This window comes from Streptomyces sp. NPDC029151, from assembly GCF_055564315.1.
Window position 1 is genome coordinate 132735 of sequence record NZ_JBVHWQ010000011.1, and the last position, 26485, is coordinate 159219.

Annotated in this window: 27 protein-coding genes; 2 read left to right on the forward strand and 25 right to left on the reverse strand. The window is 71.9% G+C overall.

The genetic code is table 11. The features are described 5' to 3' along the window. Window positions 1-152 precede the first annotated feature (152 nt). The 3 genes from pyrH to rpsB all read right to left on the reverse strand — a co-directional run bounded on the left by pyrH (window position 153) and on the right by rpsB (window position 3005). Complete coding sequence (gene pyrH, locus ACZ4VF_RS32410) at window positions 153-911, reverse strand: UMP kinase (RefSeq protein ID WP_388322516.1); 759 nt, start codon at window positions 909-911, stop codon at window positions 153-155. 201 nt (window positions 912-1112) lie between these two features. Further along, window positions 1113-1949 carry a translation elongation factor Ts gene (gene tsf / locus ACZ4VF_RS32415; RefSeq protein ID WP_467930485.1) on the reverse strand — a complete coding sequence of 279 codons (837 nt, stop codon included), beginning with the start codon at window positions 1947-1949 and terminating at the stop codon, window positions 1113-1115. Window positions 1950-2108: 159 nt separating this feature from the next. Then, on the reverse strand, window positions 2109-3005 hold the full coding sequence (gene rpsB, locus ACZ4VF_RS32420; protein WP_467930487.1) for a 30S ribosomal protein S2: 897 nt from the start codon (window positions 3003-3005) through the stop codon (window positions 2109-2111). 273 nt (window positions 3006-3278) lie between these two features. Here rpsB and ACZ4VF_RS32425 point away from each other — a divergent pair, with 273 nt between their 5' ends. Continuing rightward, entirely contained in the window at window positions 3279-3848 is a 570-nt protein-coding gene (locus tag ACZ4VF_RS32425; RefSeq protein WP_467930488.1) for a murein hydrolase activator EnvC family protein, read from the forward strand. Between the two features lie 64 nt (window positions 3849-3912). On the opposite strand, the gene ACZ4VF_RS32430 is transcribed toward ACZ4VF_RS32425, so the two are convergent. The 17 genes from ACZ4VF_RS32430 to ACZ4VF_RS32510 form a co-directional block, all read right to left on the reverse strand. Then, the gene (locus tag ACZ4VF_RS32430; RefSeq protein ID WP_467930603.1) at window positions 3913-4470 is read right to left on the reverse strand and encodes a TetR/AcrR family transcriptional regulator; all 558 of its coding nucleotides are present in this window, start codon (window positions 4468-4470) and stop codon (window positions 3913-3915) included. A gap of 64 nt (window positions 4471-4534) precedes the next feature. After that, window positions 4535-5377 carry an RNA polymerase sigma factor WhiG gene (gene whiG, locus ACZ4VF_RS32435; protein ID WP_225823156.1) on the reverse strand — a complete coding sequence of 281 codons (843 nt, stop codon included), beginning with the start codon at window positions 5375-5377 and terminating at the stop codon, window positions 4535-4537. Between the two features lie 363 nt (window positions 5378-5740). Continuing rightward, window positions 5741-6901, reverse strand: a complete 1161-nt coding sequence (gene dprA, locus ACZ4VF_RS32440) for a DNA-processing protein DprA (protein WP_467930489.1) — start codon at window positions 6899-6901, stop codon at window positions 5741-5743. Continuing rightward, entirely contained in the window at window positions 6898-8523 is a 1626-nt protein-coding gene (locus ACZ4VF_RS32445) for a YifB family Mg chelatase-like AAA ATPase (RefSeq protein WP_467930491.1), read from the reverse strand. The genes dprA and ACZ4VF_RS32445 overlap by 4 nt, the downstream gene beginning before the upstream one ends. Further along, complete coding sequence (locus ACZ4VF_RS32450; RefSeq protein WP_467930492.1) at window positions 8524-8886, reverse strand: YraN family protein; 363 nt, start codon at window positions 8884-8886, stop codon at window positions 8524-8526. It lies immediately after the preceding gene. Between the two features lie 106 nt (window positions 8887-8992). Further along, entirely contained in the window at window positions 8993-9301 is a 309-nt protein-coding gene (locus ACZ4VF_RS32455; RefSeq protein WP_014675276.1) for a DUF2469 domain-containing protein, read from the reverse strand. Between the two features lie 56 nt (window positions 9302-9357). After that, entirely contained in the window at window positions 9358-9906 is a 549-nt protein-coding gene (locus ACZ4VF_RS32460; protein ID WP_467930493.1) for an NUDIX hydrolase, read from the reverse strand. After that, complete coding sequence (lepB, locus tag ACZ4VF_RS32465) at window positions 9896-10681, reverse strand: signal peptidase I (RefSeq protein WP_467930495.1); 786 nt, start codon at window positions 10679-10681, stop codon at window positions 9896-9898. Before lepB (ACZ4VF_RS32465) ends, ACZ4VF_RS32460 begins: the two co-directional genes overlap by 11 nt. Before the next feature lie 66 nt (window positions 10682-10747). Beyond that, window positions 10748-11725 carry a signal peptidase I gene (lepB, locus tag ACZ4VF_RS32470; RefSeq protein ID WP_467930496.1) on the reverse strand — a complete coding sequence of 326 codons (978 nt, stop codon included), beginning with the start codon at window positions 11723-11725 and terminating at the stop codon, window positions 10748-10750. Continuing rightward, window positions 11613-12704, reverse strand: coding sequence for a signal peptidase I (lepB, locus tag ACZ4VF_RS32475; RefSeq protein ID WP_467930497.1), 1092 nt, complete (start codon window positions 12702-12704; stop codon window positions 11613-11615). The genes lepB (ACZ4VF_RS32470) and lepB (ACZ4VF_RS32475) overlap by 113 nt, the downstream gene beginning before the upstream one ends. After that, window positions 12697-13398: a signal peptidase I gene (gene lepB, locus ACZ4VF_RS32480; RefSeq protein WP_467930499.1), complete on the reverse strand. Its 702-nt coding sequence runs from the start codon at window positions 13396-13398 to the stop codon at window positions 12697-12699. Before lepB (ACZ4VF_RS32480) ends, lepB (ACZ4VF_RS32475) begins: the two co-directional genes overlap by 8 nt. A 45-nt stretch (window positions 13399-13443) precedes the next feature. Further along, entirely contained in the window at window positions 13444-13794 is a 351-nt protein-coding gene (gene rplS / locus ACZ4VF_RS32485; protein WP_205384398.1) for a 50S ribosomal protein L19, read from the reverse strand. 136 nt (window positions 13795-13930) lie between these two features. Then, on the reverse strand, window positions 13931-14764 hold the full coding sequence (trmD, locus tag ACZ4VF_RS32490; RefSeq protein WP_467930500.1) for a tRNA (guanosine(37)-N1)-methyltransferase TrmD: 834 nt from the start codon (window positions 14762-14764) through the stop codon (window positions 13931-13933). Beyond that, entirely contained in the window at window positions 14761-15306 is a 546-nt protein-coding gene (rimM, locus tag ACZ4VF_RS32495; protein WP_467930501.1) for a ribosome maturation factor RimM, read from the reverse strand. Before rimM ends, trmD begins: the two co-directional genes overlap by 4 nt. A gap of 103 nt (window positions 15307-15409) precedes the next feature. Beyond that, entirely contained in the window at window positions 15410-15649 is a 240-nt protein-coding gene (locus tag ACZ4VF_RS32500; RefSeq protein WP_003973401.1) for an RNA-binding protein, read from the reverse strand. A gap of 5 nt (window positions 15650-15654) precedes the next feature. Continuing rightward, window positions 15655-16074, reverse strand: coding sequence for a 30S ribosomal protein S16 (gene rpsP / locus ACZ4VF_RS32505; protein WP_189981066.1), 420 nt, complete (start codon window positions 16072-16074; stop codon window positions 15655-15657). Between the two features lie 307 nt (window positions 16075-16381). Then, on the reverse strand, window positions 16382-16978 hold the full coding sequence (locus ACZ4VF_RS32510; protein WP_467930503.1) for a hypothetical protein: 597 nt from the start codon (window positions 16976-16978) through the stop codon (window positions 16382-16384). A 545-nt stretch (window positions 16979-17523) separates the two neighbouring features. On the opposite strand from ACZ4VF_RS32510, the gene ACZ4VF_RS32515 reads away from it, so the two are divergent. After that, a complete protein-coding gene (locus ACZ4VF_RS32515) occupies window positions 17524-18420 on the forward strand; it encodes a class I SAM-dependent methyltransferase (RefSeq protein ID WP_467930504.1) in 897 nt (298 codons plus the stop codon). On the opposite strand, the gene ftsH is transcribed toward ACZ4VF_RS32515, so the two are convergent. The 5 genes from ftsH to ACZ4VF_RS32540 form a co-directional block, all read right to left on the reverse strand. Next, window positions 18401-20365, reverse strand: a complete 1965-nt coding sequence (gene ftsH / locus ACZ4VF_RS32520; RefSeq protein ID WP_467930505.1) for an ATP-dependent zinc metalloprotease FtsH — start codon at window positions 20363-20365, stop codon at window positions 18401-18403. The genes ACZ4VF_RS32515 and ftsH overlap by 20 nt on opposite strands. A 179-nt stretch (window positions 20366-20544) precedes the next feature. After that, window positions 20545-22092 (reverse strand): signal recognition particle protein, encoded by a 1548-nt coding sequence (gene ffh / locus ACZ4VF_RS32525; RefSeq protein ID WP_467930507.1) that lies wholly within the window; start codon window positions 22090-22092, stop codon window positions 20545-20547. An 83-nt stretch (window positions 22093-22175) separates the two neighbouring features. Further along, complete coding sequence (locus ACZ4VF_RS32530) at window positions 22176-24629, reverse strand: [protein-PII] uridylyltransferase (RefSeq protein WP_467930509.1); 2454 nt, start codon at window positions 24627-24629, stop codon at window positions 22176-22178. Between the two features lie 50 nt (window positions 24630-24679). Then, a complete protein-coding gene (locus ACZ4VF_RS32535) occupies window positions 24680-25018 on the reverse strand; it encodes a P-II family nitrogen regulator (RefSeq protein WP_030990174.1) in 339 nt (112 codons plus the stop codon). Next, window positions 25015-26355: an ammonium transporter gene (locus ACZ4VF_RS32540; RefSeq protein WP_467930510.1), complete on the reverse strand. Its 1341-nt coding sequence runs from the start codon at window positions 26353-26355 to the stop codon at window positions 25015-25017. The genes ACZ4VF_RS32535 and ACZ4VF_RS32540 overlap by 4 nt, the downstream gene beginning before the upstream one ends. Window positions 26356-26485: the final 130 nt, after the last annotated feature.

The window sequence follows — 26485 nt, forward strand, 5'->3', positions numbered from 1 at the left end:
GCGGTTCCTGAAGTCGGTCGGCGGCCGGCTGCGTCGCGTCTTCTTCCTGCACGGTTCCCGACCGGCAGGACATTGTCCATCCCCCGGCCAGGGCGCGTCCCGTCCGTCCCTCGGACAGGTGGCGTTCCCCGGACGACGGGGGCGTGCGCCGGTCAGTCCCGGCTGCCCTCGTCACCCACCAGGGTGCCGATCTTCTCACCCTTGACGGCGCGGGCGATATTGCCCTCCGCGAGAAGCTCGAAGACGAGGATCGGGAGCTTGTTGTCGCGGCACAGCGTGATGGCGGTGGCGTCGGCGACCTTCAGGTCGCGGGTGATGACCTCGCCGTAGCCGAGGGCGTCGAACTTGACGGCGTCGGGGTTGGTCTTGGGGTCGGAGTCGTAGACCCCGTCCACGCCGTTCTTGCCCATGAGCAGCGCCTCGGCGTCGATCTCCAGGGCGCGCTGGGCGGCGGTGGTGTCGGTGGAGAAGTACGGCATGCCCATACCGGCACCGAAGATGACCACGCGGCCCTTCTCCAGGTGGCGCACGGCGCGCAGCGGGATGTACGGCTCGGCGACCTGGCCCATGGTGATGGCGGTCTGCACGCGGGACTGGATGCCCTCCTTCTCCAGGAAGTCCTGGAGGGCGAGGCAGTTCATCACGGTGCCGAGCATGCCCATGTAGTCGGAGCGGGCGCGGTCCATGCCGCGCTGCTGGAGTTCCGCGCCGCGGAAGAAGTTGCCGCCGCCGATGACGACCGCGACCTGGGCGCCGTCGCGCACGACGGCCGCGATCTCGCGGGCGATCTTGTGCACCACGTCCGGGTCGACGCCCAGGCCCCCGCCACCGGAGAAGGCCTCTCCGGACAGCTTCAGCAGAAACCGGCCGCGTACTTTGCCGTCGTCGCTCTTCTGGGCCTTGGTGGTCATGGGGATCCCAACTTTCACGTGTTGCACATACGAAGAAGGCCATTGCCGATGGGGTTGCTTTTCGCTCCCATGCGCGGCAATGGCCTCCTCGTCAGATCTGCTGCCGTCCGCCTCACGCCGGGGTGTGGCGGTGTGCGCGGACGACTGCGGTCGACCCTACCGAGAATTCCCGTCGGGTCGCGCGTCGATCGCGGTACGGACTCAGATGCCGACCTTGATGCGCGAGAAGCGCTTCAGGGTGACACCGGCCTCGTCCAGCACCTTCTGGACCGACTTCTTGTTGTCCAGCGCGTACGGCTGGCCGAGCAGCGTGGCGTCCTTGAAGAAGCCGTTCAGACGACCCTCGACGATCTTCGCGATCGCGGCCTCGGGCTTGCCCTCGGCGCGGGTGGTCTCCTCGGCGATGCGGCGCTCGGACTCGACGACGTCGGCCGGCACCTCGTCCTTGGAGAGGTACTTCGGCGCGAAGGCGGCGATGTGCTGGGCGACGCCCTTGGCGACCTCGGCGTTCGGCTTGTCCAGCTCGACCAGGACACCGATCTGCGGGGGCAGGTCGGGCATGGTGCGGTGCATGTAGGCGGTGACGTAGCCGTCGGCGAACTGCGCGAAGCGGTCCAGGACGATCTTCTCGCCGAGGTTGGCGTTGGCCTCGTCCACGAACGCCTGGACGGTCTTGCCGGCCTCGATCTCGGAGGCGAGCAGGGCCTGGAGGTCGGCCGGGTTCGTCTTGGCGACGTGCTCGGCGATGGCGTTGGCCACGGCCTGGAACTTCTCGCCCTTGGCGACGAAGTCCGTCTCGCACTTCAGCTCGACCAGGACACCGGAGGAGTTGTCGTCGGCGATGATGGAGACCACGGCGCCGTTCTCGGCGGAGCGGCCCTCGCGCTTGGCGACGCCCTTCTGGCCCTTGATGCGCAGCGCCTCGACGGCCTTGTCGACGTTGCCCTCGGCCTCGTCCAGCGCCTTCTTGCAGTCCATCATGCCGGCGCCGGTCAGCTCACGGAGCTTCTTGACGTCGGCGGCGGTGTAGTTCGCCATGAGTCTGTGAGTCTTTCTCGAAGTCTGGAAGATCTTCAGATCCGCACGATTGCGTTCCACATGTAGTCGCGGACCGCGTACCTGGTGCCGACCTGCGGGTGAACGGCGGGGGCGGAGTGGATGTCACCGCCCCCGCCGTCGAACGCTGACGGACCGGCGTCAGGCCTGCTCGGCCTCGGCGGCCTGCTCGCCCTCGGCCGGAGCGGCCTCGGCGGCGGGAGCCTCGGCGGCCGGAGCCTCGGCAGCCGGAGCCTCGGCGGCCGGAGCAGCCTCGTCGGCCTTCTTCTCACCCTCGAGCAGGTCGCGCTCCCACTCGGCGAGCGGCTCGCCCGCGGCCTTCTCACCCTTGTCGCCGGTGGCGACGCCGGAACGGGCGATGAGGCCCTCGGCGACGGCGTCGGCGATCACACGGGTGAGCAGGGTGACGGAGCGGATCGCGTCGTCGTTGCCCGGGATCTTGTAGTCGACCTCGTCGGGGTCGCAGTTGGTGTCGAGGATCGCGACGACCGGGATGTTCAGCTTCCGGGCCTCACCGACGGCGATGTGCTCCTTCTTGGTGTCCACGATCCAGACGGCGCTGGGCACCTTCTGCATCTCGCGGATACCGCCGAGGGTCTTCTCCAGCTTGGCCTTCTCGCGGGAGAGGACCAGCAGCTCCTTCTTGGTCAGACCGGACGCGGCGACGTCCTCGAAGTCGATCTGCTCAAGCTCCTTGAGGCGCTGCAGACGCTTGTAGACGGTCGAGAAGTTGGTGAGCATGCCGCCCAGCCAGCGCTGGTTGACGTAGGGCATGCCGACGCGGGTGGCCTGCTCGGCGATGGCCTCCTGCGCCTGCTTCTTCGTGCCGACGAACATGACCGTGCCGCCGTGGGCGACGGTCTCCTTGACGAACTCGTAGGCGCGGTCGATGTACGACAGCGACTGGAGCAGGTCGATGATGTAGATGCCGTTGCGCTCGGTGAAGATGAAGCGCTTCATCTTCGGGTTCCAGCGACGGGTCTGGTGACCGAAGTGGACGCCGCTCTCCAGCAGCTCCCGCATCGTGACGACGGCCATGGCCGTTTCTCCTTGGTGTTCTCGGTTGTGCCGCGTCCGCCGGACGGCGGTCGCGCCTGACGCCCGCGTGCGCCGTGCCGCGAAGGACCGAGGGGCGCTTGGTACGAACCGTTGCCGGAACTCGTACCGGGGCGTGCGAAGTCGACCCGGTGACCCGGATCGCCAGAAGAAGTGTACGGGACCGGCGAGGCCCCGGGTGACGCCGCTGTCCACAACCGGCGGGTGGTCCACAGGCTCCGGCCGTGATCGGCGGGGCTGCGGGACGGTGTCGCCATGCGACACGTGATGCTCCGAACGGCCCTGCTGCTGGTCTCGGCGGCTGCGGCACTGGCTCCCGCGGCCCGGGCGGCCACCCCGCCCCCGGCCCCGCCGACGGCCCCGCAGGGGGACCCGCGGCCCCGGGTCCCGGCCCTCGCCCGCGCCTGGCCGGTGGGCCTGCGCCCTCCGGTCCTGCGCGGCTGGCAACCACCGGCGACGGTGTACGGCCCCGGGCACCGCGGGGTCGACCTCGCCGCTCCGCCCGGCGCCGGGGTGCGGGCGGTCGCGGCCGGGCGGGTGCTGTTCGCGGGGCGGGTGGCCGGACGGGGCGTGGTCTCGCTGGAGCTGCGGGGAACGGACCTGCGGACCACGTACGAACCCGTGCGGGCTTCGGTGCGCACGGGGGACGAGGTGGAGGCGGGAGAGGCGGTGGGAGCGGTGGAGCCGACCGGCTCCCACTGCGGGCCCGCGGCGTGCGTGCACTGGGGTCTGCTGCGGGGCGGGACCTACCTGGACCCGTTGTCCCTGCTGCCGCCGTGGCTGCTGTCCCGGGGACCGTCGAGACTGCTGCCGGTCGTGCCGTGACCTCGGACCGCCCGCGGCCGGCCGCGCGGTTCCTGCCGCCCGGGCCGCCCGGCCCCGGCGGGGCTCAGCCCTTCACACCCCGCAGCGCCATGGCCACGGCCGCTTCCGTCACCACCGCGGGGTCCTCCGCGGCCCCCAGCTCGATACGCCGCACCGCCGCGTCCACCACCCCCTGCAGCAGCATCGCCGCCAGCCGGGGCTGGCCGTGCCCCGTCTCCGCCAACGCCTCGACGATCATCGCGACCAGGCCCCCGTGGGCGGCCCGGATCTTCTCCCGTGCCCCGGCGTCCAGCTCGCTCGCGGAGATGGCGACGACCGCCCGGTGCCGCCGGTCCCCGACCAGCGCCAGCTGCCGCCGCACATACGCCTCGATCCTGCCCTCGGCCGACTCGGCACGCTCCATCGCCGCCGCGACCTCCGCCGCCCACACCGGGAAGTCGGCCTCGCACAGCTCCTCGACCACGGCGGCGCGGGAGCGGAAGTACTCGTACACGGACGACCGCGCCAGCCCCGTCCGCTCGGCCAGCGCCGGAAAGGTCAGTGCGTCCGTCCCGCCCTCGGAGAGCAGGGACCGAGCCGCGTCCAGCAGAGCGGCTCGCTGCATCGACCGGTGTTCGGCCACGGAGGCCGCTCGAATCCTTGGCACGCCGACCACTGTACGGAGGCTCCGTCCCGGAAGGGAGGAGTCAGCGCCCGAAGCTCGCCAGCTTGGCCCGCAGCTGGAGCACCGACTTGGTGTGGATCTGGCTGACCCGGCTCTCGGTGACGCCGAGCACGTTGCCGATCTCGGCGAGGGTCAGGCCCTCGTAGTAGTACAGGGTGACCACGGTCTTCTCCCGCTCGGGCAGCGTGTTGATCGCCCGGGCCAGGAACCGCCGCAGCTCCCGGTCCTCGGCCACCTCCACGGGGTTGTCGGCGGCGGTGTCCTCCAGCGTGTCCATCAGGCTGAGCCGGTCCCCGCCCTCGCCGCCGACGTGCAGCAGCTCTTCCAGGGCGACCACGTTGGCCAGCGACAACTGGCTGAAGACCGCGTGGAGTTCGTCCACCTCCATGCCCAGCTCGGTGGCCACCTCGCCCTCCGTGGGTGTCCGCCGCAGCCGTGCCTCCAGGGTGGCGTAGGCACGCTCGACGTTCCGCGCCTTCTGCCGCACCGAGCGGGGGATCCAGTCCAGCGCCCGCAGCTCGTCGATCATCGCGCCGCGGATCCGGGTGATCGCGTACGTCTCGAACTTGATCTCCCGGTCGATGTCGAACTTCTCGATCGCGTCGATCAGCCCGAAGACCCCGGAGGAGACGAAGTCGGCCTGCTCCACGTTGGGCGGCAGCCCGACGCTCACCCGGCCCGCCACGTACTTGACCAGCGGCGAGTAGTGCAGGATCAGCTGCTCCCGCAGCCGGTCGTCCCCCGTCGCCTTGTACGACCGCCACAGCTCGTCGAGCGTCGAGGGTGCGGGCGGTCGCACGCTGCCGCCGTCGCGGGCGGCTGGGGGGATCGCCGCCCGGTCGGACCCGGAGGTGTGCTGGGGCATTCGTCGCCTTGTGCCGTTCTGCCGTGAAGTGCCGTGAAGTGCTGCGGAGTGGGTGGGTGGGTGGAGTGGGCCGGTGGACGTGGTGGGAGGGGTGGGGGTTCGTACGGGGATGCGGGGAAGTGGGCTGCCTGGGTGAGGTGACGTCGGATGTCGGGTTGGCGCCATCTGCGCCACCGCCTTCGTGAGCGTAGCGTGACTGAGGAGTCGCGGTGTGCGAACACCGAGGCTCCACCCGTGCGCGGGGCGCTCGCGCCGGGTGGGTGACCGCGGGCCACGGCTCGCTCTCCGTGATCGGCGCGGGGTGCCAACTCCGGGAAACTCCAAGGGCGTCGGGGGTTCCCCCGGACGGCCGAACACGGTCGGTCAGCATGGCGGGCGACCGCTGCGGACCGAGATCATCGCCTGGCGTGTCAACTTCCAGCCATCGCCGTGTCGTTCGACGTAACCAAGTGCTCGGAGTTCGTACAGTCTCGCGATCGCCTCGTCCCGCGTGGTGCGTGCGCCGAGCGCGATCTCGTCGGCGGGGGCGGCGCGGTTGCCGGGCAGGGCGGCGAGGACGCTCCGGGCGGCCGGTTCCAGCAGGTCACGCGGGAGGACCGGGCCGCGGCGGGGCGGCGCGAGATCACCCATGTCGCCCACGAGTTCGATGATCTCGGTGGCGTCGGTGACCAGGGTGGCCTCTCCGCGCAGCAGTTCGTGCACGCCGGCGGAGAGTGCGCTGGTGACCGGGCCGGGGACACCCATCGTGAAGCGGCCGAGGCGCCCCGCGGCCCGGGCGGTGGAGAGCGAGCCGCTGCGGCAGGCCGCCTCCACGACGACGGTGCCCCGGGTGAGGGCGGCGATGACGCGGTTGCGGAGGATGAACCGGCTGGGGGTGGGGTGCTCCCCCGGCGGCAGCTCACCCACGACCAGTCCCTGGTCCGCGATCCGGCCGATCAGGGCGGCGTGCCCGCGGGGGTAGGGCTGGTCGACGCCGCAGGCCAGGACGGCGATGGTGGCGCCGTGGGCGGCGAGCGTGCCGCGGTGGGCGGCGCCGTCGATGCCGTAGGCGCCGCCCGATACGACGACCCATCCGCGCTCGGCGAGGCCGGAGGCCAGGGTGGCGGCCGCGTGGGTGCCGTACTCGGTGCAGGCGCGGGCGCCGACGACGGCCACGGAGCGGAGCGCCCACATCCGCAGGTGGGCCCGGCCCCGCACCCACAGCCCGAGGGGCCGCCCGTCCCCGAGGTCGTCCAGCTGGCCCGGCCACTCGCCGTCCCCCGGACGGACGAACCGCGCCCCCGCGGCCCGGGCCGCCTCCAGATCCCGCTCCGGCTCGGCCCGCCGGGCCCGCGCGACGAGTCCCGCCCACCGGGTCCCGCTCACCCCGGGCAACGCCTCCCGGCCGGACCGCAGCCGCCGCACCACCTCCCCCACTCCGAGCTCCCGCACCCACCGGCCCCCGACCTCGTCCCCCGGCTCGATCACCCGGGCGAGGAACACCCGCCCGAGCAGGTCGGCGCCGGGGTCGCCCTCGCCGGTCATGTCAGGGCTCCGATGGCCATCGGTACGCCCCGGGGGACGCCGGTGCGCAGTTGCAGGGCCAGGGCGACGTCGGTCGCGTCCGGGCGGTCGTGTCCGACGAGGTCGGCGACGGTCCAGGCGACGCGCAGGACCCGGTCGATACCGCGGGCGGTGAGCACGCCGCGTTCCAGACTGCGTTCCGCCTCGTCCATCGCCCCGGTGACGGCGTGGTACCGGCTGCGCAGTTCACGGCCGGGCACTTCGCTGTTGGTGCGCCAGGGGGTGCCGGTGAGCCGGACCGCCGCCCGCTCGCGGGCCTGCCGTACCCGGTCGGCCACGGTCGCCGTGGACTCTCCGCGGGCGCCGGGCTCGGTGAGCTGGGACCGGGTGACCGGGTCGACCTCGACGCGCAGGTCCACCCGGTCCAGCAGCGGGCCGGACAGCCGGGACTGGTAGCGGCGGACGGCGGACGGCGGGCACTCGCACAGCGAGTCGCGCAGGGAGAACCGACCGCAGGGACAGGGATTGGCGGCCAGGACCATGAGGAACCGCGCCGGGAACCGGACCACGCCGGCGCTGCGTGCGATGACGACGTGCCCGGACTCCAGGGGCTGCCGCAGGGCGTCCAGGGTCTGGCCGTGGAACTCGGGCGCCTCGTCCAGGAACAGCACGCCCCGATGGGCGAGGGACACCGCGCCGGGGCGGGCGACCCCCGGGCCGCCGCCGACCAGGGACTGCATCGTGGCCGAGTGGTGCGGGGCGCAGTAGGGGGCGGCGTCGATGAGCGGCTTGCCGGGGGGCAACAGCCCGGCGACCGAGTGGACGGCCGTCACTTCGAGCGACTCCTCCCGGGTGAGCCGGGGGAGAACGGCGGGGAGACGTTCGGCGAGCATGGTCTTGCCCGCGCCGGGCGGACCCTCCAGGAAGAGGTGGTGCCCGCCGGCCGCGGCCACCTCGACGGCCGTTCGGGCGGAGGTCTGCCCCACGACGTCGGCCAGGTCGTGCTCGTCGGCGTGCTGGGCGGCGCCGATGCTGTGCATACCGGTGGCGGCCCCCGTGCCGGGTACCCGCAGGCCGGCGAGGAGGGGATCGGGCCGGCCCGGATCGTCCGGTGCCTCGTCGGGGACGGGCTCCTCGGCCAGGACCGCGATGAGCTGCCGCAGGCTGCGGACCCCGAGGACGGACACCCCGGGGACCAGCGAGGCCTCGGCGGCGGCGCACTCGGGCACCACCACCTGCTCGTACCCCGCGTCGGCCGCCGCGAGCACGGCCGGCAGGATGCCGCGGACCGGGCGCACCCGGCCGTCCAGGCCCAGCTCCCCGATCATGACGATGTCGGCGAGGACGCGGGGGTCGATGCGCTCGGCCGCCCCGAGCACCGCGCAGGCGACGGCCAGGTCGAACCCCGAGCCGGCCTTGGGCACGGAGGCCGGGCTGAGGCCGACGGTGAGCTTCTTCTGCGGCCACTCACCGCCCGAGTTCACCACCGCCGCCCGGACCCGGTCCCGGCTCTCCGTCAGGCTCTTGTCCGGCAGGCCCACCAGGGTGAAGGCCGCCACGCCGGGTTCGAGGTCGGCCTGGACCTCGACGACCACGCCCTCGACGCCGACCAGGGCCACGGAGCAGGTGCGGGCGAAGCCCATTCAGGCCACCCCCCGCGCGTGCTCGACGGCCGGAGCGCCCCGGCGGGGCAGCAGCACGCCGACGACGTCGATGCGGACGCCGCCCGGTGGCGCTCCTCCGTGGGCCTGGATCCACTGCGCCGCGAGGACCCGGAGCCGGGCGGCCTTCTCGGGGGTCACCGCGGCCATCGGGTGTTCGTAGCCACCGCCCCTGCGGGTCTTGACCTCGCAGACGACGAGCGCGTCCCCGTCCCGCGCCACGATGTCGATCTCGCCGGTCCGTCCGCAGCGCCAGTTGCGCTCCAGGATCGTCATGCCGGCCTCGGCGAGCCGCCGGGCGGCCAGGTCCTCGCCGTACTTGCCGATTGCTTCTCGTGCGTTCATGTCGGCACCACCTCCGGCGCCAACCGTCACGCGTTCCGCCCCAAGATGTTGATCTTGGTGAACTACTCGCCGGTTGTGGAGAACTCCCTCACCCGGGAGGGGGACATCATCCGCCGGGCAGCTCCAGGTCGCTCTTGTTCAGCTCCTCGATATTCACGTCCTTGAACGTCAGGACGCGCACCTGCTTGACGAAACGGGCCGGGCGGTACATGTCCCAGACCCAGGCGTCGGCCATGGTGACCTCGAAGAACACCTCACCCTGCACCGAGTGCACCTGCATCTCGTAGTCGTTGGTGAGGTAGAACCGCCGCTCGGTCTCGATCACGTATTTGAACAGACCGACGACATCTCGGTACTCCCGGTAGAGCTTCAGCTCCATCTCGGTCTCGTACTTTTCGAGGTCCTCGGCGCTCATGGCATGTTCCCCTTCAGCCGTGCGATCCCCCCATTGTGCGCCAGTCCCGGGTGCTCTCAGACGATTTCCGTGTCGAGGGTCATGGGCCTGGCCGGGGGACCTTCGACGAGCAGCGTGCTCAGCAGCTCGGCGAGTCTGGTCGGATACACCGTCTCATGTGCCCGGGTCAGTTCCCGACACGTCCACCAGCGCGCTCCGGCGACGCTGCGCCGCTCCAACTCGGTCAGCCCCGTCGCCGCCGTGGCCGTCTGGGTCGTACGGGCCAGGTAGTACCACTCGTCCTGGTCCCAGCGGCGGCCCGCGAACGGGAACGAGCACCGCCGCCGCCAGAGCACCGGGCCGAGTTCGACGTCGGTGATGCCGGTCTCCTCGGCGAGTTCCCGCAGCGCGGCCTCCTCGCGCGTCTCGGTGCCCTCCAGGCCGCCGCCCGGGGTGAACCACCAGTCGTCGGCCGGGTCGCCCGGCTCGTGGCCGTGCAGGAGCAGGATGCGGTCCCGGGGGTCGAGCAGCACCACCCGGGCCACCTTCCGCGGCCCGCCCTCTCCCCCGCCCTCACCGGGTGCGTCGTGCGGCCCCTCCGCCGGGCGTGCGGGTTCAGCGGGCACCGGCCGTCTCCGGGTGGGCGGCGCGGGTGCGGGAGCGGTGCAGGCGGCCGGCGACGGGACCGTAGGCGCCGCCGCCGAGGACCAGGACCGCGCCGGCCACGGCCATCAGCTCGATCGTGCGCAGCGGACCCGGCCGGGAGAGGGCGCCGAGCGTCTCGAACCCGGTGGGGCGCTTGAGCGTGCCCTTCCAGGGCCAGACGACGGCCTCCACGCGGGCGGACACGGCACCGCGCGAGACGGTGCCCTTGGCCGCGTCGGTGAGGTGGGCGGTGGAGTCCAGGGAGCCCTGGCGTTCGTCGCCGAGCAGGAACAGCCGGCCCTCGGGGACCGTCACCGTGCCGAAGTTCTTGATCTCGGCCAGGCTGCCCTCGGGCAGGTACGGCTCGTCGATCTGCTTGCCGTTGACGGTCAGCTTGCCGTTGGTGCAGCAGGAGACGGTGTCCCCGCCCACGGCGACCACGCGCTTGACCACCTTGGCGTCGGTGACCCAGGTCTTGTCCTCGAAGACGACCACGTCACCGCGGCGCACCTCGTCGCCGTCGACGCGCTGGGCGAGCACCCGGTCGCCGGCGTCGATGGTGGGCGTCATGGAGCTGGTGGGCACGGTGTACGGCCGGTAGACCAGCGCTCCCCAGGCGAACCCGCCGAGGAACAGCACCAGACCCAGCGCCATGGCCAGTCCGGACAGCCGCTGTCCGAGCCGGCTGCCGCCGGCCCGTGCCGTGCCGGTGCCGCCGCCCTGCGGGGCCGTACGCGTCATGCTCTCGCCACCCATGGGTCCGCACCCTACCCGGCGGTACCGGACGGGGGCAGCCCCTTCTTCCCGCCGCCCGGCAGGCTCCTACCTGGTGCCGGCCGCCGGCCGGTGCGTGCGCCGGCGCCGCCACACGGCCACCGGGAGGACCGCCGCCACGGCGATGCCCTGCGGGGCCGCCGTCAGCGACGCCGCCGCCGAGGACTGCTGGTCGAGGCCGGGCTGGTCGAAGGTGTCCGGGATCGGCAGGGTGCCCCAGCGGTTGATCGGCCAGGCCTTGACGACCGCGCGGCCGACGACCTTGTCGACGGGAACCATGCCGTGGTTCTTGTCGGACTGGTTGTACCGGGAGTCACGGGAGTTCTGGCGGTGGTCGCCCATCACCCAGATGTAGCCCTTGGGGACCTTGACCTTGAACTGGCCGCCCTGGTCGTCCACGCTGCACGGCGTGTTGCCGGGGTAGACGTACGGCTCGTTCAGCGCCTTGCCGTTGACCTTCAGCGGGCCGCTGCCCTTGCACTCGACCGTGTCGCCGCCGACCCCGATCACCCGCTTGATCAGGTCCTTCTCCTCCGCCGACGGCATCAGGCCGATCCAGCTGAGGACCTTCTGCACCGGGTTCGGGGTGGGCGTCGGCTCGCCCGCCAGCCAGTTGTCCGGGTCGTGGAAGACGACGACCTCACCGCGCTCGGGCTCGGAGCCGAACCACGGGGTCAGCTTGTCGACCAGCACCCGGTCACCCTGCTGAAGGGTGTTCTGCATCGAGTCCGAGGGGATCGAGAACGCCTGCACCAGGAAGGTCTTGATCAGCAGCGCCAGGACCAGCGCGATGCCGATCAGGATCGGCAGCTCCTTCCAGAAGGAGCGCGGCTTCCTCGGCCGGGCCGTCGTCCCGTCCGCGGCCGCGCTCGCGGTACGGGGCTGCTGCTCGCCCTCGTCGCCGGCGGCCTCGTCATTCCCGGAGGTCATGGCGCCGTTCGGTACGGGAACGTCCGGTTCCACGGGGTGCCCGCGGTTCTCCTCGCCGTCGTGTCCCGACCGTGCGCCAACCGCCACATCCCCCACGCCAACTCCTCACTCTGTGCCGCCGCCTGCCCCGTACACGGTGCAGGCCCACCACTCCCATAACGAGCGGGAGTTCCGCAGGGGTCGGGAGCTGGGTCATTCCGTTCCGGTTCTCGGAGGCAACCCTATGCGACGCCCGGGAAGCAGCGGCCGCACCCGACACGGAGTCGGTGACGCTTGCGAAGGTTTTAGGTTCTTCCAGACGCGTCCAGTGGCCGACCGGCCAGCCGATGACCATGGCCCGGCCGACCACCGAGTCCACGGAGACCGTGCCGCCGTAGGACGTGTCCTGGTGGGAGCGGGAGTCCGCGGAATTGCCCCGGTGGTCGCCCATGACCCACAGCCGGCCCTTGGGGACGGTGATGTCGAAGGGCATGGCGGAGGGCGCGTCCCCCGGATAGAGGTAGGCACCCTCGGTGAGCGGGACGCCGTTGACGGTGACGCGGCCCTTGGCGTCGCAGCACTTGACGTGGTCGCCGCCGACCCCGATGACTCGCTTGATCAGGTCCTTCTCGTTGTCGGACGGCAGCAGCCCGATGAAGGTGAGGCCTTCCTTGAGCTGCTTGACGACGACGGGGTCGTTCTTCTTGGTGGTCTGCTCGTCCTGGAGCCAGCCGCCCGGGTCGTGGAAGACGACGACGTCCCCGCGCTGCGGCTCGGAGCCGAACCACGGCGTGAACTTGTCGACCAGGACCCGGTCGCCGATGCGGATCGTCTCCTCCATGGAGCCGGAGGGGATCACGAAGGCCTGGACGAGGAAGGTCTTCAGGACGAGCGCGATGAGCACGGCGACCCCGATCAGCAGCGGGATCTCCCGGACGGCCGACCGCCTCCGCTTGCGCTTGACCTTGCGCTGCAGTTTGCGCCGCTCCGCGCGCGTGCGGCCGCCGCCGGGCGCGGAGGTGCGGCGGGCCCCGGTGGGCAGCAGGTTGTCGGCGGGGGTGGCGGGCACCCCGCGTGGTTTGCCGCGGTTACCCATGGGCGGCCCCCGTGGGGGCTGCGGGCACGCGCGCGTAGGCGGCGGGGCGGGTCAGGCGTGTCCAGTGGCGGTAGGGCCACATGATCCAGTCGGCCCGGCCGATGACCTCGCCGACGGGGATCATGCCGCCGCCGGGCGAGCCGAGGTGGTCGCGGGAGTCGCTGGAGTCGCTGCGGTGGTCGCCGAGGACGAAGAGGCGACCCGGGGGCACGACGACGTCGAAGGGCACACTGGAGGCGCCGTCCCCGGGATAGAGGAACGCCGTCTCGTCGACGGACCGGCCGTTCACCTCGATCCTCCCGTTCTTGTCGCAGCAGACCACATGGTCTCCCCCCACACCGACCACCCGCTTGACGTAGTCGGCGTCCCCGAAATACCCGGTGCCGTCGAACACGACCACGTCACCGCGGCCGGGCCGGGCACCGAAACGGTACGCCAACTTGTTTACGAGGACGCGGTCCCCGATCCTCAATCCGCGCTCCATGGATCCGCTCGGAATCTCGAACGGCTGCATCACAAAGGCGTTGAGGAGCAGCAGGAACGCCAGGCCGGTGATGAGGGTGAGGGTGATCCGGCCGCCCGGGAGCCGGTCGGCGACCCGCGACAGCAACGCGAAACGCGACCGGCCCTCCGCCCCCGGAGTACCGGGGTGGGAGGAGCGGTCGCGTTCCGTCTGCTGTGCTTCGGTGTCCATCGGAGCCAGATGCTATCCGGCTCCGCTGTGACTCCGGGAAAGCGCTCAGTTCTCGCGCTTCTCCTTGATCTTCGCGGCCTTGCCGCGCAGCTCACGGAGGTAGTACAGCTTGGCGCGGCGCACGTCACCACGGGTGACCAGCTCGATCTTCTCGACGATCGGGGTGTGCACCGGGAAGGTGCGCTCGACGCCGACGGAGAACGAGACCTTGCGGACCGTGAAGGTCTCGCGGACACCGGAGCCCTGGCGGCGGATCACAACGCCCTTGAACTGCTGCACACGGGAGCGGTTGCCCTCGATGACGCGGACGTGGACGTTGACGGTGTCACCCGGACGGAAGGCCGGGATGTCGCTGCGCAGCGACGCGACGTCGACGGAGTCGAGCAGGTGAGACATTTCGTCTGCTTTCTTCGCTGATGCCACAGGTCATCAACGGAAACTAGGGGTTCCAGGAGGACTGCCGTGCGGGTCGGGGCGGGCGTCGTGTCCCCCTGTGGCAGGGGCGCACGCCGGACGAGCGCACAACAGCGGTCTATTCTTCCACGCCCTCGGTCCGGCGCCAAAATCGGCCGTACGGCTCCCCCGCCGGGTCCGGTTCCCAGCCCAGGATGGAGAGCATCTCGCGGTCCTTCTTGTCGAAGGCCTTGGGGTCGCAGCGCTCGATCAGGTCGGGCCGGTTGACGGTCGTACGCCTGAGGGCCTCGTCGCGGCGCCAGCGGGCGATCCTGCCGTGGTGGCCGCTGAGCAGCACCTCGGGGATGTCCCGGCCGCGCCAGACGGGCGGCTTGGTGTAGACCGGGCCTTCGAGGAGGTTGGCCATCGCGCCGGGCGCGAAGGAGTCGTCGCGGTGGGACTCGGCGTTGCCGAGGACGCCGGGCAGCAGCCGGGCCACGGCCTCGGTGACGACGAGGACGGCCGCCTCGCCGCCGGCGAGGACGTAGTCGCCGATGGACACCTCGTACACCGGCATGCGGCCGGCGTACTCGTCCACGACCCGTCGGTCGATGCCCTCGTAGCGGGCCGGTGTGAAGATCAGCCAGGGCCGTTCGGACAGTTCGACGGCCAGCTCCTGGGTGAAGGGCCGGCCGCTCGGGGTGGGGACGATGAGCGCGGGGGCGTGGGCGCCCGTCTCGTAGCCGTCGGCGAGGACGGTGTCCAGGGCGTCACCCCAGGGGTCGGTCTTCATGACCATGCCGGGGCCGCCGCCGTACGGCGTGTCGTCCACCGTGTTGTGCCGGTCGTACGTCCACGCGCGCAGGTCGTGCACATGGACGTTCAGCTGCCCGCGCGCGCGTGCCTTGCCGACGAGGGAGACGTTCAGGGGCTCCAGGTACTCCGGGAAGATCGTGACGACGTCGAGCCTCATGCGTCCTCGTCCCTCGACGAGGCGATCTCCGCGCGGTCGTCGATCAGGCCCGGCGGGGGCGTGATGACGGCCTTCTGCTCCGCGAGGTCGATCTCGGTGACGATCTCCTCCACGAAGGGGATCATCACCTCGGTGCCGTCCGGGCGCTCCACGATGAACAGGTCCTGCGAGGGCAGGTGCGAGATCTCCGTGATCCGGCCGACCTCCGTGCCGTCCTCGGTGACCACGTCGAGGTCGATCAGCTGGTGGTCGTAGTACTCGTCCTCTTCCTCGGGCAGTTCCTCCGGGTTCACCTCGGCGATGAGCAGGGTGTTGCGCAGGGCTTCGGCGGCGTTGCGGTCGGTGACGCCCTCGAAGCGCAGCAGCAGGCGGCCGCTGTGCACCCGCCCCGTCTCGATGGTCAGCGGTCCCGCGGAGGCGGGATCCGTGGCGAGCACCGCGCCGGGCGCGAGCCTCAGCTCCGGCTCGTCGGTACGTACCTCGACGGTGACCTCGCCCTTGACCCCGTGGGCACGGCCGATCCGTGCGACTACCAGCTGCACGTGTCCAATTCTCCTGTCATCTCCTGCCGGCGTCCTGCTCATACGACTGCGGGCCGGGGACGGCCAGTGGCCCTCCCCGGCCCGAGCCGGTTGCGATGAAGCGTCAGCGGACGTGGTCCACGTCGACGAGGTCGACACGGACACCGCGGCCGCCGATGGCGCCCACGACGGTGCGCAGGGCACGCGCGGTGCGGCCGTTGCGGCCGATCACCTTGCCGAGGTCGTCCGGGTGCACCCGGACCTCGAGCACGCGCCCGCGACGCAGGTTGCGCGAGGCGACCTGCACATCGTCAGGGTTGTCGACGATGCCCTTCACGAGGTGCTCAAGCGCCTCTTCGAGCATGCTGCTCAGGCCTCGGTCGAAGCGGACTCGGCAGCAGCCTCGTCCTTCTTCTCAGCCTTCTTCTTCTGGGTGATCGCCTCACCCTTGCCCTCGTCCTCGCCGGTGAAGGCCTCGAACGACGGGCGGGCCGGCTTCGGCTCGGCGACGAGCAGCGGCGCGGGAGCCGGCTCGCCCTTGAACTTCTGCCAGTCGCCGGTCTTCTTCAGGATGGCGAGCACGGGCTCGGTCGGCTGGGCGCCGACACCGAGCCAGTACGCCACACGCTCGGCGTCCACCTCGATGACCGACGGGTTGTAGGTCGGGTGGTACTTGCCGATCTCCTCGATGGCCCGGCCGTCACGGCGGGTACGGGAGTCGGCGACGACGATGCGGTAGTGAGGCGAACGGATCTTGCCCAGACGCTTCAGCTTGATCTTGACTGCCACGGGAGTGGGTTCTCCTGGAATTGACGTGGTTGGGCACGGCGAGACGCCGCGTGGGGTTGCGGTACCCGAGTGCCCGATGGACGCGTCAGCCGGAGGAGAGAGGGGTCCTGTGCGGCTGTCGAGTACAGCTAGCCATTGTGCCACACGCCGCGGGTCGCTTCGGGCCGAGGGTGCGTGAGCTGCGGCGGGGCAGGCTGCAGCGGCACCCGGCGTGGAGGTGAGCTCACGTCGGGTGCGCTGCCCGGTGCGGTGGAGTCGCCGGCGGCAGCCCCGGCACCCACGAGATGCCGGTACGCGCCCGCCGCGCCTACGCCGCCCCCATGACCTCCGGGATCCGGAACGGCTTGCCGCAGCCGCCGCAGACGATGGGGGCCTGGGCCAGGACCGAGGGGACCACCCGGACGTTGCGGCCGCAGTCGCACACCGCCTTGACGCGGACACCGCCACCGGAGGAGCCGTGCCGGGCGGCCGGGCCGCGGAAGGTGCGGGAGGTGTCGGCCGAGGTGGCCGCCGTGTGGGCCTTCAGCGCGCGCTGCAGCCGCTCGATGGTCGGGCGGTAGCGCCGCTTCGCCTCGGCGTTGAGCGTGACCAGCGAGAAACCGCTGCTCGGGTGCGGCTCCTCCGGGTGGTCCAGGCCCAGCTCCTCGGCGATCGCGAGGAAACGACGGTTGTGGTAGCGGCCGGCCCGGGAGGTGTCCCGGACGCCGCGGGCGGCGGCGATGCCGTGGACTGCCTCATGGAGCAGCCGTTCGAAGGAGAGCTCGTGACCGCACGCGGACGACGACTCTCCGATCAGGGATTCCGGCGCGGCAAGGTCGGGCAGCTCGGGGTGGTACCGCTGGATGTCGGCCCACGCCTGCGCCAGCTCTGCGGCGAGAACAGGTGGTGTCTGTGTCGTGCTCACGTAATGACAACGAGCGGGGGTGCCGCTGTGTTCCTATTCCGGGGCATCCCAAATAATTTGCACGTACCCGTCAGTTGCCGCTGATGCGTGGAGACGAGGGCGGGTGCGCTGATCTGCGGAGAAGCGTCACAGCTCCTACCAAGCTGGTGCGTAGTCCGCGCTACGCCCCGCTCTTCAGCCCCGCCGCGACGACGGCCGGCCGCCGCGCAAGAGGTGTTTCGGCCGCGCTCCGCGCGCGGCCCTCACCCGGGACAGCGTCCGCGGCCGTCGTGACGTTACCGCGCACCGCCGTACCCCCCGGCACCGGCCCGCCCGGGCCCGCCGGCGGTCACCGCCCCCTGGAACGGACACCGTAGGGCCGTCCGGATTGCGGGGACGTGAAATCTCGCCACACCGGCGTACCGGGGCCAAGCCGGGCCCCACGACCCCTGGACGGCACCGCGAGCCGGGAGTTAGGTGGCATACGTGGGAAGTGCGCGCGCACGGCACGGGGGCCAGGCAACCGGGCGCAGCGGCGAACTGTCGGCGGATTGGGGCGCATACCTATGACACCTACGCTCGTGCGGCAGCACACGTCTCACGCGGACTCCGCGGCCCGCGTGGACCTGGGCGCACGCGCGCGTGACTGGTCCGAGATCCAGGAGCGGATGCTCGTACCGCTCTACGAAACCGTGTACGACCGACTCGACGTGGGCCCCGGCACCCGGCTGCTGGGCCTGTGCTGCGGTTCCGGACTCGCCCTGCTGATGGCGGCCCGGAGAGGTGCCGCGGTCACCGGAGTCGACTCCGCCTCCCCCGAACGGCTCGCCCTCGCGCGCGAGCGGCTGCTGCCGGACATCCCGCCCGGCCGTCCGGGCAGACGCGGCGGCAGCGGCACGCGCGCGCGTACGGCGGCGAGGCTCGTCGCCGGCCTGCCCGCGGACGCGGCCGGCACGGACCCCGCCGGACCGGCCGGGTTCACCCTGGTGACCGTCTTCGAGCCGATCGGCGGCCTCGCCGGCGACTCCGACGGGCTCGGCGGGCTCCTCTCCGACGCGCTGCCGCTGGCCGGACGCGGGGCCGCGGTGGTGCTGGCCGGCTGGGGGCCGCCGGAGCGCTGCGCCACCTCCTCGGTGTTGCGTGTAGCCACCAAACTGGCCGACCCCGTGTGCGGCGCGCGCACCTGGCGGCCCGCCCGGCGCGACGACCTGGAGGACGTCGCCGCGCGGGCGGGGCTGAAACCGGACGGTTCGGGCCGGGTCGCCTGCCCCTTCGGGTACGCCGGCCTCGACAGCGCCGTCCGCGGGCTGCTGTCCACCGGCCTGTTCGACGCCGCGATCACGGCGACGGACGCCAAGCAGGTCGACAAGGAGCTGGCGGAGGCCCTCCACCCGCACCGGCGGCCGGACGGCACCGTGTGGATGCCGAACGTCTTCCGCTACGTCATCGCCCGCGTTCCCTGACGGCCTCCGGCTCCGGCTCCGGTTCCTTGGCCGGGCGGGGGATGCCGGCGATCCGGTAGGCGTCCGCCTCCTCCAGCGTCTCCCTCTCCAGCAGGGCCTGTGCCAGTGCGTCCAGCTGGTCCCGGTGGTCGCGGAGCTTGCGGCACGCCTCCTCGTAGCAGTCGTCGACGATCCGCCGCATCTCGGCGTCGATGACGTCCAGCGTCTGCGGCGCGGCCGACAGTCCGTACGCCTGCTGGGCGTCGCTCGGCAGGGCGGACAGCCGGCCCACCCGTTCGCTCATGCCCCAGCGGGCCACCATCCCGCGCGCGATGTTGGTGACCTGCTCCAGGTCGTTCTCCGCACCCGTCGTCACGACCCCGTAGACGACGTCCTCCGCCGCCATCCCGCCCAGTGCGCCGATGATCCGTCCGCGCAGGTACACCTCGGAGTGCGCGTACCGCTCCACCTCCGGCGTGGACATGGTCACCCCGAGCGCCCGGCCGCGCGGCACGATCGTGATCTTGCGGACCGGGTCGGCGCCCGGCTGCAGCATGCCCAGCAGGGCGTGGCCGCTCTCGTGGTACGCGGTACGGCGACGGTCGTCCTCCGGCATGACCAGGGTCCGCTCGGCGCCCAGCTGCACCTTCTCCAGCGCTTCCGACAGGTCGGCGCCGGTCACCTCCTGCTGCTTGCGCTTGACCGCGAGCAGGGCGGCCTCGTTGGCGAGATTGGCCAGATCCGCACCGGTCATGCCCGGGGTCACCCGCGCCATCCGGGCGAGGTCCACATCGGGCGCGAGCGGGATCCGCCGGGTGTGGATCCGCAGGATCGACTCACGGCCGGCCCGGTCCGGCGGGGCCACGGTGACCACCCGGTCGAAACGGCCGGGGCGGGTCAGCGCCGGGTCGAGGATGTCCGCCCGGTTGGTCGCCGCGATGACGATCACCCCCTCGGACCCCGAGAAGCCGTCCATCTCCGTGAGGATCTGGTTCAGCGTCTGCTCACGCTCGTCGTGACCGCTCATCGACGCACTCCCGCCCCGCGCGCGGCCGATGGTGTCGATCTCGTCGATGAAGATGATCGACGGCGCCACCTTGCGGGCCTCCGCGAACAGCTCCCGGACCCGGGAGGCGCCCACGCCCACGATCATCTCGATGAACTCGGACGCCGAGGCCGAGAAGAACGGCACCCCGGCCTCACCCGCGACCGCCCGTGCGAGCAGCGTCTTGCCGGTACCGGGCGGTCCGGCCAGCAGCACCCCGCGCGGCAGTTTCGCGCCCATCCTGCGGTAGACGTCGGGGTGCTCCAGGAAGTCCACGACGTCGTCCAGCTCGCCCTTGACCTCGTCGATGCCGGCCACGTCGGCGAAGGTCGTGCGCTCGGTGTCCGGCAGCAGCCCCACCGGCCGGGGCGGCGAGCGGCGGCCGAACAGACCGCCCGCACCGGGCAGCATCCCGCCCAGCCGGCGTTGCACGAGGATCCACACCACGACCAGGACCGCGATCGGGATCAGCGAGATGAGCACGTTGGACAGCAGGCTGCGTTCCTGCACCACCGGCCGCGCGGTCACCGTGACACCGTGGCTGCTCAGGTTCTGCCACAGCCTGTCGTCCGCGAAGGCCGGCCGCTGCGTCCTGAACTTGGTGAACCGGCCACCGCCCTCCGGATCCTGGCGTGGACTCCTCAGCTGGCCCTGGATCGCGTCGCCCTTGGAGTAGATCTTGGCGACGTTGCCGTCCGTGACCTCCCTGCTGAACTGCGTGTAGGAGATCGTCGGCTCGTTGCCCTGGCCGAAGTAGTGCAGCCCCAGGTACGCCAGCACGAAGACGATCACCGCGGTGGCGAGCAGGCCCCACCACTTCCCGCCCCGGAGCCCCCCGCCGCGCCGGGGCGGCTCGTCCGGGGTGCCCTCGGCGCGCCACGGCCGGTCAGGGGCCTCGCGGGGTGGCGCCGCATTGCTCATACCTGGACGTTACGGCACATGGCGTACCTCGGCACACGCAAGAGAACCCGGCGTGTGCGAGGACCGGCGCGTGAAGGACCGGCCCGCACGAGGGCCGGCGCACGCGAAGGGGCGCCCCCTGCGGAAGGGAGCGCCCCCGGCGTCGTACGAGCGGGCCTCGGCCCGTGACCTTGCGGACCTCAGCCCATGAACTTCTTGAACTCGTCCGGCAGCTCGAAGTCCTGGCCGCCCTGCTGGCCCGGCAGCCCGAGAGCGCCGCCCTGCGCGGCGGCCTCCCGGCGCTGGGCCTCCTCCAGCTCCTGCTGCTTGCGCTTCATCGGGTTGCCGGAGCGCTGCTTGCCCTTGGCCTTCTTCTGCTGCTTCTTCTGCCGGCCGGGGCCGCCGCCCATGCCCGGGAGCCCCGGCATGCCGGGCATACCGCCCTGAGCCATGCGGGACATCATCTTGCGGGCCTCGAAGAACCGCTCGACCAGGCCCTTCACCGCGCTGACCTCGACACCGGAACCCCGGGCGATACGGGCGCGGCGGGAGCCGTTGATGATCGTCGGGTCCTGGCGCTCGGCCGGGGTCATCGACTTGATGATCGCGGCGGTGCGGTCGACGTCCCGCTCGTCCAGGTTGGCGATCTGGTCCTTGATCTGGCCCATGCCCGGGAGCATGCCGAGCAGCTTGCTGATGCTGCCCATCTTCCTGACCTGCTCCATCTGGGACAGGAAGTCGTCCAGGGTGAAGTCCTGGCCCTTCTTGGACGCCAGCTTCGAGGCCATCTTCTGGGCCTCTTCCTGGCTGAACGTCTTCTCCGCCTGCTCGATCAGGGTGAGCAGGTCACCCATGTCGAGGATGCGGGAGGCCATCCGGTCCGGGTGGAACGCGTCGAAGTCGTCCAGCTTCTCGCCGTTCGACGCGAACATGATCGGCTTGCCGGTGATCTGCCGGATCGACAGCGCGGCACCACCGCGGGCGTCGCCGTCGAGCTTGGACAGGACCACGCCGTCGAAGCCGACGCCGTCGCGGAAGGCCTCGGCGGTGTTGACGGCGTCCTGGCCGATCATGGCGTCGACGACGAAGAGGATCTCGTCGGGGCCGACCGCGTCCCGGATGTCCGCGGCCTGCTGCATCATCTCGGCGTCGATACCGAGGCGGCCGGCGGTGTCCACGATCACGATGTCGTGGACCTTGGACTTGGCGAACTCGATGGAGTCCTTGGCGACCTTCACCGGGTCGCCGACGCCGTTGCCCGGCTCCGGCGCGTACACGGCCACACCGGCGCGCTCGGCGACGACGCTCAGCTGGTTCACGGCGTTGGGGCGCTGGAGGTCGGCGGCGACCAGCAGCGGGGAGTGGCCCTGCTCCTTCAGCCACCGGCCGAGCTTGCCCGCGAGGGTGGTCTTGCCGGCGCCCTGGAGACCGGCCAGCATGATCACGGTGGGCGGCTGCTTGGCGAAGCGGAGCCGGCGGGTCTCGCCGCCCAGGATGGTGATCAGTTCGTCGTTGACGATCTTGAGCACCTGCTGGGCGGGGTTCAGCGCCTTGGAGACCTCGGCCCCGAGCGCGCGCTCCTTGACGTTCTTGATGAACGTGCGGACCACCGGCAGCGCCACGTCCGCTTCGAGCAGCGCGATACGGATCTCGCGCGCCGTGGCGTCGATGTCCGCCTCGGAGAGCCGTCCCTTGCCGCGCAGGTTCTTGAAAGTCGCTGACAGGCGATCGGAGAGAGTGTCGAACACGGCGCTCGCGGTCCTCGGGGTCGGTGACGGTCTTGAAGGAATCGCCCTCCAGGGTATCCCGGCGCCGGAGGCACCGGGGCAGGTCATCCGCGAAGCGTCTCCTCCAGCACCCCCGCCAGCGACGCCGCGTCCCCGGCGGGCAGCGGTGCGCCCGTGCCCGTCGTGACGTAGAACGCGTCCACGGCGTTCGCGCCCAGCGTCGACACGTGCATGCTCCGCACCCGTACGCCCGCCTTCTCCAGGGCCGTGCCGATGCGGTGGAGCAGGCCCGGGGCGTCCTGGGCGCGGACCTCGATGACCGTGGCGTGGTGGGAGGCGGCCGGGGCCACCGTGACCCGCGCCGGCGGGGCCGCCCAGCCACGGCGGCGCGGGTAGGCCGCGTCGCGTTCGGCGAGTCGGCCGGCGATGTCGAGGCTGCCGTCCAGGGCGCGGACGAGGTCGGCGCGCAGCCGGGCCGCCTGGGGCAGGGAGCCGTACTCGGCGGCCACCCGCCAGTTGAGGAGGAGGACCGCGCCGTCGTCGTCCACGTCGTGCGGCAGGCTCAGGGCGCGCAGCTCCGCCGTGCGGACGGTGAGGCGGTGCACGGCGAGCACGCCGGCGACCGCGGGGAGCACACCGGGCTGGTCGGGTACGGCGATGAGGAGTTCGACGCCGAGGGGTTCCGGGTCACCGGACGGCTCCTCGCCGGTGACCGGTTCGGTCTGGGCGCGCAGGGCGAGGACCGGGCCGCCGGTGCGGAAGGCCTCGACGGCGAGGCGTTCCTGCTCGGCGGTGGGCGCGGCCGGCTCGGGCTCCTGCGGGACGTCCCCGGCGAGCACGGCGCGGACGCGGCGCACGAGGTCGGCGACGAGGGAACCGCGCCAGGAGGACCAGGCTGCCGGGCCGGTGGCGAGGGCGTCGGCCTCGGTGAGGGCGTGCAGCAGTTCCAGGGTGCTCAGGGTGCCGACGGCCTCGGCGACCGAGTGGACGGTGGCGGGGTCGTCCAGGTCGCGGCGGGTGGCCGTCTCGACGAGCAGCAGGTGGTGGCGGACCAGGAGGGACAGCACGGCGACGTCCGAGCGGTCGAAGCCGATGCGTGCGGCGACGTCCTTGGTGATGATCTCGCCGGCCACCGAGTGGTCGCCGGGCCAGCCCTTGCCGATGTCGTGCAGCAGGGCGGCGACCAGGAGCAGGTCGGGGCGGCTGACGCGGCGGGTGAACTCGGAGGCGCGGACCGCCGTCTCGATCAGGTGGCGGTCGACCGTCCACACGTGCACGGCGTTGCGCTGCGGCCGGCAGCGGACCCGCTCCCAGTCCGGGAGCAGGCGGCTGATCAGGCCCTCGGCCTCCAGCGCCTCCCAGACCTCGACGGTGGGGCGGCCGGAGCCGAGGAGGGTGACCAGCTGTTCGCGGGCCTCGGCGGGCCAGGGCGTGGGCAGGGGGCGCGTGGTGGCGGCCAGGCGCCGTACGGCGTGCAGGGAGAGCGGGAGGCCGGCCTGGGCGGCGGCGGCCGCGGCGCGCAGCGGGAGCACGGGGTCGCGTTCGGGGCGTGCGGTGCGGGCCAGCACCACTTCGCCGTCCTGCTCCACGACGCCTTCGGCCAGGGGGGACCGTTCGGTGACCGGTTTGCCGCCGCCGAGCAGGGCGCGCAGTCGTGGCCGGACGGCGCGCGAGCGCAGGACGCGCCCCACTTCGCGCCAGGTGACGTCGCTGGCGTACGCGATGACCCGGGCCGCTTCGTAGACCTGCCGCAGCAGGGTGTCGGCGTCGAGCAGGTCCAGCTCGGCGGCGACCTGGTCCTGCTCCTGGAGGGCGAGCCGGTCGGTGGCGCGGCCGGTGGCCAGGTGGAGGGCGTCGCGGACGTCGAGGAGGCGGCGGCGGGCCTCGTCGAGGCCCTCGCGCGGGGCGTCGGCGAGCCAGGAGGCGGCGACGGCGCGCAGGGCGGTGGCGTCGCGCAGGCCGCCGCGGGCCTCCTTGAGGTCGGGTTCCAGCAGGTACTGGAGTTCGCCCTGGCGTGCGGCGCGGTCGGCGCACAGTTCCTGGAGCTCGGGGAGGCGTCTGGGGGCCTGGTTGCGCCAGTCGGCGAGGGCGGTGGTGCGCAGTCCGGCGGTGAGGGCGGGGTCGCCGGCGAGGTGGCGGGCGTCCAGCAGGCCGAGGTGGACCTTGAGGTCCTCGCCGGCGGTTCTGCGGGCCTCGTCGGGGGTGCGTACGGAGTGGTCGAGGGAGAGGCCGAGGTCCCAGACGGGGTACCAGAGCCGGTCGGCGAGGGCGGCGACCGCGCCGGGGTCGGAGCCGTCGTGCAGCAGGACGAGGTCGAGGTCGCTGCGCGGGGAGAGTTCCCCGCGGCCGTAGCCGCCGACGGCGACCAGCGACACGCCCTGGGTTCCGGCCGCGGCGGCGGTGAACAGTCCGGCGAGCCAGTCGTCGGTCAGGTCGGCGAGGGCGGCACGGCGCGGCGGCCCGGACCGCGCCCCCTCGGTGAGGAGGCGCAGCCGGGCCGCCGCGTAGCCGCCGGGTCCGGGGTCTTCCGTCTCTTCGCGCACATCCGCTCCGGTCACCCGGCGACTCCTGTTCCGTTTCGCGTGTCCCTGACTGGGATTCTGACGCGTCAGAGGGCGTCCGGCCCGCGCTCGCCCGTACGGACCCGTACGGCGGTCTCGACGGGCAGGGACCAGACCTTGCCGTCCCCGATCTTGCCGGTGCGGGCGGCCTTGACGATGACCTCGATCAGCTGCTCGGCGTCGTCGTCCTCGGCGAGGACCTCGATGCGGATCTTGGGGACGAGGTCGACGGTGTACTCGGCTCCGCGGTAGACCTCGGTGTGGCCGCGCTGCCGGCCGTAGCCGCTGGCCTCGGTGACCGTGAGTCCGTGGACGCCGAAGGCCTGGAGGGCTTCCTTGATCTCGTCGAGCCGGTGGGGCTTCACGACGGCGGTGATGAGCTTCACGCGTCCACCTTCCTGGTCTGCGCGGCGGCCGGGGCCGGGGCGGCGAGGGTTCCGGTGACGCCGCCGCCGGCGCCGCTGAAGTCGTATGCGGTCTCGGCGTGCTCGGCCTGGTCGATGCCGGAGATCTCCTCGTCCTCGGCGACCCGCATGCCGAGGGTCCGGTCGAGGAGGAAGGCGAGGACGGCGGAGACGACCAGGGAGTAGGCGAGGACCGCGCCGACGCCGGCGCACTGCTTCCACAGCTGGGTGAAGGTGTGGTCGCCGTAGAAGACGCCGGTGGCGGTGGACTGGCCCTTGCCGGTGGCGAAGAAGCCGATCAGCAGGGAGCCGATGATGCCGCCGACCATGTGGACGCCGACGACGTCGAGGGAGTCGTCGTAGCCCCACTTGAACTTCAGGCCGACGGCCGCGGCGCAGGCGACACCGGCGACGGCGCCGACGGCGATCGCGCCCAGCGGGGAGACGGCGCCGCCGGACGGGGTGATGGCGACCAGACCGGCCACCGCGCCGGAGGCGGCGCCGAGGGTGGTGAACGCGCCGTGCCGGATCTTCTCGTAGGCGAGCCAGGCCAGCATGGCGGCGGCCGTCGCGACCTGCGTGTTGACGAACATCAGCGCGCCCACGCCGTCGTCGTTGCCGAGCCAGGAGCCGGCGTTGAAGCCGAACCAGCCGAACCAGAGCAGGCCGGCGCCGAGCATGACCAGCGGAAGGCTGTGCGGGCGCATGGGGTCGCGCTTGAAGCCGACGCGCTTGCCGATGACGAGGATGACGCCGAGCGCGGCCGCACCGGCGTTGATGTGGACCGCCGTACCGCCCGCGAAGTCGATGACGCCGAGCTTGTAGGCCCAGCCGTCGGCGCCCCAGACCCAGTGGGCGACCGGGACGTAGACGATCGTGGCCCACAGGGCGACGAAGAGGGCCCAGGCGGAGAACTTGACCCGGTCGGCGAGGGCGCCGCTTATCAGGGCCGGCGTGATGATCGCGAACATCAGCTGGAAGACCATGAAGACGAAGACCGGGATGGTGTAGCCGTCCCAGAGTTCCGTCAGGCCGACGTTGCTGAGCCCGATCCAGTCGGCGTTGAAACCGAGGAGGCTGTTGCCGGTGCCGAAGGCGAGGGAGAAGCCGTAGAGCACCCACAGGATGGTGACGATCCCGAGGCTGATGAAGCTCATCATCAGCATGTTCAGGGTGCTCTTGACGCGGACCATGCCTCCGTAGAAGAAGGCCAGTCCCGGGGTCATGAGCATCACCAGGGCGGAACAGATGAGCATGAAGCCTGTGTTGGCGGACGACAGTCTGGGTGCGTCCGCCGCAAGCATGATGGCTGGTGCCATCGGCGTCTCCTCGTCGGTTGGTACGGCCCCGTGCGGGCGGTGCCTGAGCGGTCCGGTCGGATGAGGGGTGGGCCGGTTATGCGCCATGAGACTGGCGCAGCGCGGTTTCGGTCGAAGCCCCTCGTTGTTT